12 protein-coding genes are annotated in these 12627 nt (G+C 55.0%); 9 read left to right on the forward strand and 3 right to left on the reverse strand.

Annotated elements, in window-relative coordinates; all coding sequences use genetic code 11:
* The first annotated feature begins 1 nt into the window (after position 1).
* Genes ACU8YC_RS19070 through hycI form a run of 6 tightly spaced genes read left to right on the forward strand, consistent with a single transcriptional unit; the run spans position 2 to position 4841 of the window.
* Positions 2 to 925 (forward strand): respiratory chain complex I subunit 1 family protein, encoded by a 924-nt coding sequence (locus ACU8YC_RS19070; protein ID WP_003825914.1) that lies wholly within the window; start codon positions 2 to 4, stop codon positions 923 to 925.
* Between the two features lie 17 nt (positions 926 to 942).
* A complete protein-coding gene (hycE, locus tag ACU8YC_RS19075) occupies positions 943 to 2652 on the forward strand; it encodes a formate hydrogenlyase subunit HycE (protein ID WP_446895652.1) in 1710 nt (569 codons plus the stop codon).
* 9 nt (positions 2653 to 2661) lie between these two features.
* Entirely contained in the window at positions 2662 to 3204 is a 543-nt protein-coding gene (gene hycF, locus ACU8YC_RS19080) for a formate hydrogenlyase subunit HycF (RefSeq protein ID WP_003846595.1), read from the forward strand.
* Positions 3204 to 3971 carry a formate hydrogenlyase subunit HycG gene (hycG, locus tag ACU8YC_RS19085; RefSeq protein ID WP_151224246.1) on the forward strand — a complete coding sequence of 256 codons (768 nt, stop codon included), beginning with the start codon at positions 3204 to 3206 and terminating at the stop codon, positions 3969 to 3971. Before hycF ends, hycG begins: the two co-directional genes overlap by 1 nt.
* Positions 3968 to 4378: a formate hydrogenlyase maturation HycH family protein gene (locus tag ACU8YC_RS19090; protein ID WP_005130585.1), complete on the forward strand. Its 411-nt coding sequence runs from the start codon at positions 3968 to 3970 to the stop codon at positions 4376 to 4378. Before hycG ends, ACU8YC_RS19090 begins: the two co-directional genes overlap by 4 nt.
* A complete protein-coding gene (hycI, locus tag ACU8YC_RS19095) occupies positions 4371 to 4841 on the forward strand; it encodes a hydrogenase maturation peptidase HycI (protein WP_446895653.1) in 471 nt (156 codons plus the stop codon). The genes ACU8YC_RS19090 and hycI overlap by 8 nt, the downstream gene beginning before the upstream one ends.
* 55 nt (positions 4842 to 4896) lie before the next feature.
* Here the strand turns inward: hycI and ACU8YC_RS19100 are convergent, their stop codons facing one another.
* The 3 genes from ACU8YC_RS19100 to ascF form a co-directional block, all read right to left on the reverse strand.
* Positions 4897 to 5136 carry a SymE family type I addiction module toxin gene (locus ACU8YC_RS19100; protein ID WP_151218200.1) on the reverse strand — a complete coding sequence of 80 codons (240 nt, stop codon included), beginning with the start codon at positions 5134 to 5136 and terminating at the stop codon, positions 4897 to 4899.
* Positions 5137 to 5308: 172 nt separating this feature from the next.
* Complete coding sequence (locus ACU8YC_RS19105; RefSeq protein WP_151224243.1) at positions 5309 to 6733, reverse strand: 6-phospho-beta-glucosidase; 1425 nt, start codon at positions 6731 to 6733, stop codon at positions 5309 to 5311.
* 22 nt (positions 6734 to 6755) lie between these two features.
* On the reverse strand, positions 6756 to 8210 hold the full coding sequence (ascF, locus tag ACU8YC_RS19110; protein ID WP_446895654.1) for a PTS cellobiose/arbutin/salicin transporter subunit IIBC: 1455 nt from the start codon (positions 8208 to 8210) through the stop codon (positions 6756 to 6758).
* Between the two features lie 264 nt (positions 8211 to 8474).
* Here ascF and ACU8YC_RS19115 point away from each other — a divergent pair, with 264 nt between their 5' ends.
* The 3 genes from ACU8YC_RS19115 to hypF all read left to right on the forward strand — a co-directional run bounded on the left by ACU8YC_RS19115 (position 8475) and on the right by hypF (position 12559).
* Entirely contained in the window at positions 8475 to 9488 is a 1014-nt protein-coding gene (locus tag ACU8YC_RS19115; protein ID WP_151224446.1) for a LacI family DNA-binding transcriptional regulator, read from the forward strand.
* A 145-nt stretch (positions 9489 to 9633) separates the two neighbouring features.
* On the forward strand, positions 9634 to 10179 hold the full coding sequence (gene hydN / locus ACU8YC_RS19120) for an electron transport protein HydN (protein ID WP_003037366.1): 546 nt from the start codon (positions 9634 to 9636) through the stop codon (positions 10177 to 10179).
* Positions 10180 to 10318: 139 nt separating this feature from the next.
* Positions 10319 to 12559, forward strand: coding sequence for a carbamoyltransferase HypF (gene hypF, locus ACU8YC_RS19125; protein ID WP_414438478.1), 2241 nt, complete (start codon positions 10319 to 10321; stop codon positions 12557 to 12559).
* Positions 12560 to 12627 lie beyond the last annotated feature (68 nt).

The following is a 12627-nucleotide window of genomic DNA, read 5'->3' on the forward strand; positions in this document are numbered from 1 at the left end:
AATGAGTGTTTTATATCCGTTAATTCAGGCGCTGGTGCTGTTTGCCGTTGCGCCGCTGCTTTCCGGTGTTACCCGCGTGGCGCGTGCGCGTTTGCACAATCGCCGCGGTCCGGGCGTTTTGCAGGAATACCGCGACATTATCAAACTGCTGGGGCGTCAGAGCATTGCGCCTGCGGATTCCAGCTGGGTTTTCCGCCTGACGCCGTTTGTGATGGTGGGCGTGATGCTGACTATCGCCACTGCGTTGCCGGTAGTGACCGTTGGCTCACCGCTGCCGCAACTGGGCGATCTGATCACCTTAATTTATCTGTTCGCTATCGCCCGCTTCTTCTTCTCTATCGCGGGACTGGATACCGGTAGCCCGTTTACCGCCATTGGTGCCAGCCGCGAAGCGATGCTCGGCGTATTGGTTGAACCCATCCTGCTGCTGGGTCTGTGGGTTGCAGCGCAGGTTGCCGGTTCGACCCACATCAGCAACATCGCCGATACCATTTACCACTGGCCTGCTGCGCGTAGCATCCCGCTGATTCTGGCGCTGTGCGCCTGCGCTTTTGCCACTTTTATCGAAATGGGCAAACTACCGTTCGATTTGGCGGAAGCCGAGCAGGAACTGCAGGAAGGCCCATTGACCGAATACAGCGGCAGCGGTTTTGCGGTGCTGAAATGGGGCATTAGCCTTAAGCAATTGGTTGTTCTGCAAATGTTCGTTGGTGTGTTCTTGCCGTGGGGACAGATGGAAACCTTCACCGCCGGGGGGCTGCTGTTGGCGTTGGTGATTGCCGTCGTCAAACTGGTTCTCGGCGTGCTGGTTATCGCCCTGTTCGAAAACAGCATGGCGCGTCTGCGTTTTTGCGCCACTTCACGCGTGACCTGGGCCGGTTTTGGGTTTGCGTTTTTAGCGTTCGTCTCCTTGCTGGTGGCGTGATTTAAGAGAGTTTGAGCATGTCTGAAGAAAAATTAGGTCAACACTATCTCGCTGCACTGCATCAGGCCTTTCCGGGCGTGGTGCTGGATGAAGCCTGGCAGACCAAAGATCAGCTGACGATCACCGTCAAGGTGAACTACCTGCCGGAAGTGGTGGAGTTCCTGTACTACAAACAGGGTGGCTGGTTGTCCGTGCTGTTTGGTAACGACGAACGTCAGCTGTGCGGCCATTACGCCGTTTACTACGTGATGTCGATGGAGCAGGGCACCAAGTGCTGGATAACCGTCCGCGTTGAAGTCGATGCCAATAAGCTGGAGTTCCCGTCCGTCACGCCGCGTGTTCCGGCTGCGGTCTGGGGTGAGCGCGAAGTGCGCGATATGTACGGTTTGATCCCGGTTGGTTTGCCGGATGAGCGCCGTCTGGTACTGCCTGATGACTGGCCGGACGAACTCTATCCGCTGCGTAAAGACAGCATGGATTATCGTCAGCGCCCGGCGCCGACTACCGATGCTGAAACCTACGAGTTCATCAACGAACTGGGCGACAAGAAAAATAACGTGGTGCCGATCGGCCCGCTGCACGTCACCTCTGATGAACCAGGTCACTTCCGTCTGTTCGTTGACGGCGAGAACATCATCGACGCCGACTACCGTCTGTTCTATGTCCATCGCGGCATGGAGAAACTGGCGGAAACCCGTATGGGTTACAACGAAGTGACGTTCCTCTCAGATCGCGTGTGTGGTATCTGCGGCTTTGCGCATAGCACCGCCTATACCACCTCCGTTGAGAATGCGATGGGCATCGTGGTGCCGGAGCGTGCGCAGATGATCCGCGCCATTCTGCTGGAAGTTGAGCGTCTGCACTCACATCTGCTGAACCTCGGTCTGGCCTGTCACTTCACCGGTTTTGACTCCGGCTTTATGCAGTTCTTCCGCGTGCGTGAAACGTCGATGAAGATGGCGGAGATCCTCACCGGGGCACGTAAAACTTACGGTCTGAACCTGATCGGCGGTATCCGTCGTGATCTGCTGAAAGAAGATATGATCCAGACCCGTCAACTGGCGCAGCAGATGCGTCGTGACGTGCAGGAACTGGTCGATATGCTGCTCAGCACGCCAAACATGGAACAGCGTACGGTCGGTATTGGTCGTCTGGATCCGGAAATTGCCCGCGACTTCAGTAACGTCGGCCCGATGGTTCGCGCCAGCGGCCACGCGCGCGATACCCGCGCCGATCACCCGTTTGTTGGCTATGGTCTGCTGCCGATGGAAGTTCATAGCGAGCAGGGCTGCGACGTTATTTCTCGTCTGAAAGTTCGTATTAATGAAGTCTATACCGCACTGAATATGATCGACTTTGGTCTGGATAACCTGCCGGTCGGTCCGCTGATGGTAGAAGGCTTTACTTATATTCCTCACCGTTTTGCACTGGGCTTTGCTGAAGCGCCGCGCGGAGATGATATCCACTGGAGTATGACCGGCGATAACCAGAAACTGTATCGCTGGCGTTGCCGTGCGGCGACCTACGCCAACTGGCCGACGCTGCGCTACATGCTGCGTGGCAATACCGTTTCCGATGCACCTCTGATTATCGGTAGCCTCGATCCTTGCTACTCCTGTACTGACCGTATGACCGTGGTTGATGTGCGTAAGAAGAAGAGCAAAGTCGTGCCGTACAAAGAACTTGAGCGCTACAGCATCGAGCGTAAAAACTCGCCGCTGAAATAAGGAATCGCCATGTTTACCTTTATCAAAAAAGTCATCAAAACCGGGGCGCCGACGTCGTCGTATCCGCTGGAGCCGATTGCGGTCGATAAAAACTTCCGTGGCAAACCGGAACACAATCCGCAGCAGTGTATTGGCTGCGCGGCCTGTGTGAATGCGTGCCCGTCGAACGCGCTGACGGTTGAAACCGATCTGGTCACCAATGAACTGGCGTGGCAGTTCAACCTTGGTCGCTGCATCTTCTGTGCCCGCTGCGAAGAAGTTTGCCCGACGGCGGCAATCAAGCTGTCGCAGGAGTATGAGCTGGCGGTGTGGAAGAAAGAGGATTTCCTGCAGCAGTCTCGCTTTGCGCTGTGTAATTGCCGCGTATGTAACCGCCCGTTTGCGGTACAAAAAGAGATTGATTACGCCATTGCGTTGCTGAAGCACAACGGTGATTCCCGTGCGGAAAACCACCGCGAAAGCTTTGAGACCTGCCCGGATTGTAAGCGCCAGAAATGCCTGGTGCCGTCTGACCGTATTGAACTGACTCGCCATATGAAAGAGGCCAGCTGATGAGCAATTTATTAGGCCCACGTGATGCCAACGGTATTCCGGTACCGATGACGGTGGATGAATCCATTGCCAGCATGAAAGCGTCGCTGCTAAAAAGCATCAAGCGTTCAGCGTACGTTTACCGTGTGGACTGCGGCGGCTGCAACGGTTGCGAAATCGAAATCTTCGCCACGCTCTCTCCGTTGTTTGACGCCGAACGCTTTGGCATCAAAGTGGTACCGTCCCCGCGCCATGCGGATATCCTGCTGTTTACCGGCGCGGTAACACGTGCCATGCGCTCTCCGGCGCTGCGCGCCTGGCAGTCTGCGCCAGACCCGAAAATTTGTATCTCTTACGGTGCCTGCGGCAACAGCGGCGGTATCTTCCACGACTTATACTGCGTATGGGGCGGCACGGACAAAATCGTACCGGTGGATGTGTATATCCCTGGCTGCCCGCCAACGCCTGCGGCCACGCTGTACGGTTTTGCCATGGCGCTTGGTCTGCTGGAACAGAAAATTCACGCGCGTGCGCCGGGTGAACTGGATGGGCAGCCCGCCGAAATTCTGCATTCGGATATGGTCCAACCGCTGCGCGTGAAGATCGATCGCGAAGCGCGCCGTCTGGCGGGCTATCGCTATGGTCGCCAGATTGCTGATGATTATATGACGCAGTTAGGCCAGGGCGAGCACCAGGTGGCGCGCTGGCTGGAAGCGGAAAACGATCCGCGTCTGACCGAGATCGTTACGCATCTTAACCATGTTGTTGAAGAGGCACGTATCCGATGAGTGAAACGGTGGTGTTCAGCCAACTGAGCCGTAAGTTTATTGATGAGAACGATGCAACGCCCGCCGAGGCGCAGCAGGTTGTCTATTACAGCCTGGCGATTGGTCACCACCTTGGGATCATCGATTGCCTGGAAGCGGCGTTAACCTGTCCGTGGGATGACTATCTGGCGTGGATTGCCACGCTTGCCGAAGGCAGTGAAGCCCGCCGGAAAATGGAGGGCGTGCCGAAGTACGGCGAGATCGTCATCGATTTCAACCATGTACAAATGCTGGCGCGTGCGTTCGATGATGCGCGTGCCGTGCAAACCCCTCAGCAGCAGGAGTGGAGCAAACTGATGCTCAGCATGTTGCACGACATCCACCAGGAAAGCGCCATCTATCTGATGGTGAGGAGACATCGTGACTGACGTTTTATTATGTGTGGGTAACAGCATAATGGGCGACGACGGCGCGGGTCCCCTGCTGGCTGAAATGTGTGTCACAAATCCTCAAGGCAACTGGGTTGTCATCGACGGCGGTAGCGCGCCGGAGAACGACATTGTCGCCATCCGTGAACTGCGTCCGCAACGTTTGTTGATTGTTGATGCTACCGATATGGGGCTGAACCCAGGTCAAATCCGCATTATCGATCCCGATGACATTGCCGAGATGTTCATGATGACCACTCACAACATGCCACTGAACTACCTGGTTGATCAGCTGAAAGACGATGTTGGCGAGGTGATTTTCCTTGGTATTCAGCCGGATATTGTTGGTTTTTATTACCCAATGACACAACCAATCAAGGATGCGGTCGATACCGTCTATCAGCGGTTAGCTGGCTGGGAAGGGCACGGTGGATTCTCCGAGCTTGAAGCGCCGGAAGAGTAAACCGTATCAGTGCCGGATGGGAGTGACATCCGGCCTGTTTCCCCGCCTATCCTCGTTACTCAATGGCCTGCTCAATAATTAATTTCCCCTGGGTCACTGACACACTCACTGCTGTTCCGGTAGGAAACCCTGCTTGTTCCAGCCAGTCGCCGTTCAGTGTGAGTGAAGCGTGCCGACTGATTCGTCGCGTGTAACCCGTTTTGGGATCCTCATGGCGTTTTCTGACATATCCAACAGTTAAACGACGGACGGGTTTGGTGATAGCCACTGCTGCTGTGCCATTTTTATCAGACATGCGCGCTTCCTTATGGTGAGCGACCAGGATTAAAAACTACTGAATAAAATGCCAGTAAAAAAGCGTGGGGGCAAACCTGAAACGGGAAGGACGGTTCCACATTTTGAATGCAATAAATGAAATGAAAATACGCACGTCTGCCGGAGGGCTGTGGACCTCTCCGGCAGGCCCTTCACGCCAGATCGACGCCGTTGCTGGCGATCACTTTTTTGTACCACCAGAATGATTTCTTGCGGGTGCGCGCCAGCGTGCCGTTGCCCGTATCATCGCGGTCCACATACACAAAACCGTAGCGTTTACTCATCTCACCGGTTGAGGCAGAAACCAAATCAATACAGCCCCATGTGGTGTAACCCATCAGCGGCACACCATCTTCAATAGCGTCTGCCATCGCGCGAATGTGTTCGCGTAAATAGCTGATGCGGTAGTCGTCATTGATCTCGCCGTTAGCATCAATTTCATCTTTCGCCCCCAGCCCATTTTCCACCAGAAACAACGGTTTCTGGTAGCGGTCATACATCATATTCATGGTAATGCGCAGACCAAGCGGATCGATGCCCCAGCCCCATTCGCTGGCGGCAATGTACGGATTACGCAGCGACTTCACCACGTTGGCGGCGCTGGTATTGCCGGTGTTCATTTCCGCCGAGGCACAGCGTGATGCGTAGTAGCTAAACGAGACAAAATCGACGGTGTTTTTCAGGATATCGTCATCTTCCGGGGCTTTTTCTATCACCACGCCCTTTTCGCGAAACACGCGGGCAGAGTAAGCGGGATAAGCCCCGCGCGCCTGCACATCAATAAAGAACAGGTTTTCGCGGTCTTTTTCCAGCGCGGTCCACACATCTTCTGGTTTACAGGAATAAGGATAAAAATTACCGCCAGCCAGCATACAACCGACCTGGTTTTGCGGATTAATTTCATGGGCTATTTTCGTCGCCAGGGCGCTGGCAATAAGTTCGTGGTGAGCGGACTGATATTTCACCTGATCCTGATTTTCACCTTCTTCAAATACCAGCCCGGCGCCTGAAAAGGGGCTGTGCAGCATAATGTTGATTTCGTTGAACGTCAGCCAGTATTTCACCAGCCCATCAAAAGCCTCGAAGCAGGTACGGGCGTAGCGGGTAAAGAACTCAACCATTTTGCGGTTACGCCAGGAGCCGTACTCGGTGACCAGATGCATCGGCACATCGAAGTGACACAGCGTGACCAGCGGTTCAATACTGTATTTTTTACACTCGGCAAATACCGCCCGGTAAAACGCGATACCCTCTGCATTCGGCGTCAGCTCATCGCCGTTGGGGTAGAGACGGCTCCAGGCAATGGAAGTACGAAAAACCGTAAATCCCATTTCCGCCATCAGCGCGATATCCTCTTTGTAGCGATGATAAAAATCGATCGCCTGATGGCTGGGATAAAATTCGTTATCCCGCAGCGCAAAGCGCTTTTCCTGACCCAGCTTGACGGGCATCCGATGTGTGCCGTGGGGGATCATATCGACGGTAGTCAGTCCTTTGCCGCCTTCCCGGTATGCCCCTTCAGACTGGTTGGCGGCCAGTGCGCCGCCCCATAAAAATCCTTGCGGAAAAACAGACATAATTAACCTCAGTTCATACCAGTCAAATGCTGGCTCCATTGATATTGCCCGGTTGTGCGGCCTGGTTTTTTCTGGCCTGCGCGGCTGCATCTTCGACAGGGATATCTTCAAAGCCCAGAATCAGCGTTAATACAAAGGAAAGCACTACCGCCAGCGCCATCACGCCAAACACCCAAACGATGGTCATCGGATTGGCCGGATCGAAAAACTGTACGCTGGTGAACAAGCCAGGAGCCGCCATGGAATGACTCGCCAGCCCGGCCATCCCGGCAACGGCACCGCAGATAAAACCGCTGATAAGGCTTGCAATCAGCGGTCGTTTCAGGCGGATTGCCACGCCATACAGCGCGGGTTCGGAAATGCCCGCCATGATGGCGGAGGCGGCTGCCGCTAACGCCGTCTGACGCAGTTCCGGGTTTTTGGTTTTCCATGCCACTGCCAGCGATGAACCGCCTAACGACAAGTTGGCGCCGATTTCTGACGGCATCACCATGCCTTCTTTCCCGGTTTCAGCAATGGTCTGAATAATGGTTGGGGTGAAGACGCGATGCATGCCGGTCATCACCAGCAGCGGCCACAATGCGCCCATAATGGCCACCGACAGCCAGCCGAGATAGCCGTGAATGGTATAAACCAGCGCGGAAATTGCGCTACCGATCCAGATACCGATCGGGCCAATGATGACGATGGCGAGCGGCGCGGCGATCAGCACGATTAGCATTGGTTTAAGGAAGTTTTTGGTTACCGCCGGAGTGATGCTATCCACCCAACGTTCGATGTATGACAGGCACCAGGTCATCACCAGCGCCGGGATCACCGTGTAGGTGTATTTCACCGCCGTCACCGGGATCAGGGCAAACTCAACGTGCTCACCCTGCGCAGCCTTCGCCATCAGATCGATGAAGCTGGGGTGCACCAGTACGCCTGCGATGGCGATTGCCAGCGACATGTTGGTTTTGAATTTGATAGCGGCCGACGCGGCGACCATCAGCGGCAGGAAGAAAAATGCGCCGTCACCGATAACGGTCAGAATGGTGAGCGTGGACGATCCTTTCTCCAGCACGCCGGTCATTTCGAGGATCATTGCCAGCAGCTTGAGCATTGATCCGCCGATAATAGCCGGGATCAACGGCGACATGGTGCCGATCAGCGCGTCGAGGATCCCCGCGCCAATCCGCTTCAGTGTCAGTCGGGGTTTGGTTTGCGGCTCAGCAGGCTGCATATTGGCAGGCAACAGGCTGACCACTTCGCGATACGCCTGCGAAACGGTGTTGCCGATGATCACCTGGCACTGGTTATCGCTACGCACCACGCCAAGTACGCCAGAGAGCGTCTTCAGCGTCGCGCTGTCGACCTGCGAGTCATCTTTGATAACGAAACGCAAACGGGTCATACAGTGGGTCACTGCTGTGATGTTGTCAACGTCTCCCAGAGCCGTCACAACGGAGCGCGCCAGCGCTGCATAATTCTTGGACATCGGATTTAATCCTGTTTTATCAGTAGGGTACGTTATGTTTTATCCGTTTACGTTGGGTCGCTTTTCTGAGTTATGAAACGCAGGTAGGAAACCGGTTCCACAAAATCATGTTTAAATTATGAATAATGAGCAAGATTTAATTTTGATCATTTTTTGTAATTGTGACCCATATCACTAGATGTCAGCGTCTGCGATTTAGCAGCGAGGACAGCGGCGAAACGGTGCAGTACACTGCGTCACATTAAGAGAAAAGGGATGAGTAATATGACCACTATGCTGGAGGTGGCGAAGCGTGCCGGCGTGTCGAAAGCGACGGTTTCCCGGGTGCTTTCTGGGAACGGCTACGTCAGCCAGGAGACCAAAGACCGCGTGTTTCAGGCCATTGAAGAGAGTGGTTATCGCCCTAACTTGCTGGCGCGCAGTCTGGCGGCGAAAACCACGCAGACGCTGGGACTAGTGGTGACGAACACCCTTTATCACGGTGTCTATTTCAGCGAACTGCTGTTTCATACCGCACGTATGGCGGAGGATAAGGGACGTCAGCTGTTGCTGGCTGATGGTAAGCACAGCGCTGAGGAAGAGCGCCAGGCGATCCAGTACTTGCTCGACTTACGCTGCGACGCGATTATGATTTATCCGCGTTTTCTCAGCGTGGATGAGATAGACGATATCATCGACGCCCATAGTCAGCCGATTATGGTGCTTAATCGACGTCTGCGGAAAAACACCAGCCACTGCGTGTGGTGCGATCAAAAGCAGACCAGCTTTAACGCCGTCACTCAGCTCATTGCCGCCGGACACAAAGAGATTGGATTTATTACCGGTTCGATGGATTCACCTACCGGCGTGGAGCGACTTTCAGGCTATAAAGACGCGCTGGCACATCATGGAATTGCGCTTAATAATGAATTGATTGTTAAAGGAAAGTGGACGCCAGCCTGCGGTGCTGCGGGTGTGGATACTTTGCTTTCGCGTAAGGTCAATTTTACCGCGCTGGTGGCCAGCAATGACGATATGGCGATCGGCGCGATGAAGCAGTTGCACGCCCGTGGTGTGTGCGTGCCTTTACAGGTCTCGGTGATTGGCTTCGATGATATCGCCCTCGCGCCATATACGATTCCTGCGCTTTCCAGTGTCAAAATCCCCGTGACGGAAATGATCCAGGAAACGATTGGACGGCTGATCTTTATGCTGGGGGACGGGGTATTTACCCCGCCAAAAACCTTCACCGGTGAACTCATTCACCGCGACTCTGTTGCGCCACCCGTTTCGTCCTGACGGCTGTCATTTGTCATCGTCACTAGTGACGATGACACGCTTTCCTTGTAGACATCAAAATAAAAAACCTTTAAGAACAGTAGATTAAAATCTGGCACGATTTGTGAATGCTTCGGCAGATATTCTGTCATTGCTGGAGAAATTGATGAACCGTTTCATCATTGCAGACGCCAATAAATGCATTGGTTGCCGTACCTGTGAAGTGGCCTGCGTGGTATCCCATCAGGATAACCAGGACTGCGCATCGCTGACCCCTGAAACCTTTTTACCCCGCATTCACGTCATCAAAGGCGTTAATGTCTCCACGGCGACATTGTGCCGCCAGTGTGAAGATGCGCCGTGCGCTAACGTCTGTCCGAACGGTGCAATCAGCCGTGATAAAGGCTTTGTCCACGTAATGCAGGAACGCTGTATTGGCTGTAAAACCTGCGTTGTGGCTTGTCCTTATGGCGCAATGGAAGTGGTTGTGCGCCCGGTTGTACGTAACAGTGGGGCTGGCCTGAACGTCCGTGCAGAAAAAGCCGAAGCCAATAAGTGCGACCTGTGCCACCATCGCGAGGCCGGTCCCGCCTGTATGGAAGTCTGCCCGACTCACGCGCTGATTTATGTGGATCGCAATAAGCTTGAACAACTGAGCGCTGAAAAACGCCGTCGCGCGGCGCTGGATTCCACCGCATCTTTGCTGTTCTGATATCTGAAAATCCGCGTAAAATACGTGCCTGATGGCGCTGTGCTTGTCAGGTCTACAAAGGAGTAACGTAGGCCGGATAAGGCGAAGCTGCCATCCGGCAAACGGAGATTTCAGGGATACATTACCGCGGGAATTCATCATGACAATAAACACCCACACCGGCGTACAGTTGCGTATTCGCGGCAAGGTACAGGGCGTTGGATTTCGCCCCTACGTCTGGCAACTGGCGCAGCGGTTACAGCTGCATGGCGACGTGTGTAACGACGGTGACGGTGTGGTTGTGCGCTTGCAGGAAGATCCGGCGGAGTTTATTGCGCAGTTGCACCAACACTGCCCGCCACTGGCGCGCATTGATAGCGTTGAGCGCGAATCGTTCGCCTGGACGCAACAGCCTGCCGATTTCACTATTCGGCAAAGCGCTGGCGGTTCGATGAATACGCAGATCGTTCCGGACGCCGCGACCTGTCCCGAATGTCTGATTGAAATGAGCACCCCCGGCGAACGCCGTTATCGTTATCCTTTTATCAACTGTACCCACTGCGGTCCGCGCTTCACCATTATTCGTGCAATGCCGTATGACCGTCCCTTTACCGTCATGACCTCATTCCCACTGTGTTCACAATGCGAAGCGGAATACCGCGATCCATATGATCGTCGTTTTCATGCGCAGCCTGTCGCTTGCCCGGCGTGTGGCCCGCATCTTGAGTGGATAAGCGCAGATCTGCGGGCGGAAAAAGAAGCAGCGTTGCAGGCGGCGGTATCGCGACTGAAAGCGGGCGGAATTGTGGCCGTTAAAGGCATTGGTGGGTTTCATCTGGTGTGCGATGCGCGCAATGATGACGTCGTCGCGCTGCTCAGGCTGCGCAAACACCGCCCGGCGAAACCGTTGGCGGTAATGCTACCAACTGATGACGGACTACCTGAACCCGCGCGTCGTTTGCTCACAACCCCCGCTGCGCCGATCGTGCTGGTGCAAAAACGCTATGTCGCTGCATTGAGCGAGGGCATTGCGCCAGGGTTAACGGAAGTGGGCGTCATGCTGCCCGCGAATCCGTTACAGCATTTGCTCTTGCAAGAGATGAATTGCCCGCTGGTGATGACCTCTGGCAATCTTAGCGGCAGGCCGCCTGCTATTACCAATGCGCAGGCGCTGGAAGATTTAAGTGAGATTGCCGATGGTTTTTTGCTGCATAACCGCGAAATTGTGCAGCGGATGGATGACTCCGTGGTGCGCGACAGCGGGGAAATGCTGCGTCGTTCCCGGGGTTACGTGCCGGATGCGGTCGCGCTGCCGCCGGGATTTCGCGACGTGCCGCCGATGCTGTGCTTAGGTGCGGATCTGAAAAATACTTTCTGCCTGGTGCGCGGCGAACAGGCGGTTATCAGCCAGCATTTAGGCGATCTCAGCGATGACGGCATTCAGCAACAGTGGCGTGATGCGCTGCGTCTTATCCAGAACATTTATGATTTTACGCCACAGCGTATCGTGCATGATGCACACCCTGGCTATGTTTCCAGCCAGTGGGCCAGTGAAATGAATCTGCCAACCGAAACAGTACTGCATCACCATGCGCATGCTGCAGCATGTCTGGCCGAGCACGGCTGGCCGCTCGACGGAGATGACGTGATTGCTCTGACGCTGGACGGCATCGGCATGGGGGAAAATGGTGCGCTGTGGGGAGGTGAGTGTTTGCGGATCAACTATCGTGAATGCGAGCACCTTGGCGGCTTACCGGCGGTAGCGCTGGCGGGCGGCGATTTAGCGGCAAAACAGCCATGGCGCAATCTGCTCGCGCAATGCCTGCGTTTTGTTCCTGACTGGCAGCGTTACCCGGAAACATCGGGGCTACAGCATCCAAACTGGAACGTACTGGCGCGCGCCATTGAGCGGGGAATCAATGCCCCGCTGGCATCGTCGTGCGGGCGCTTGTTTGATGCGGTTGCCGCCGCGTTGCATTGTGCGCCGGAATCGTTGAGTTATGAAGGTGAGGCGGCCTGTGCGCTGGAGGCGCTGGCATCGCGGTGTGCAGGTGTTGATCACCCTGTTACGGTGCCGCTTAATGGCAATCAACTGGACTTAGCGATTTTTTGGCAGCAATGGCTCACCTGGCAGACCGACCCTGCAGAAAGAGCGTGGACGTTTCACGACGCGCTGGCGCGTGGTTTTGCCACGCTGATGCGTGAGCAGGCCGAAGCGCGCGGAATTAAAACGTTAGTATTCAGCGGTGGCGTGATGCATAACCGCTTATTGTCGGCCCGTCTGGCGTTTTATCTGCGTGATTTTACATTACTGTTCCCGCAGCGTTTACCGGCGGGCGACGGCGGGTTGTCATTGGGGCAGGGCGTGATTGCCGCGGCGCGGGTGTTGACGCAAAAATAAAAAAAAAGCCCCGGGACTGGCGGGGCAAGAAAAACATGTCGGGGCATACCGACAAGTGGCAACGCACA

The sequence above is a fragment of the Citrobacter sp. VF227 genome, from assembly GCF_052950715.1.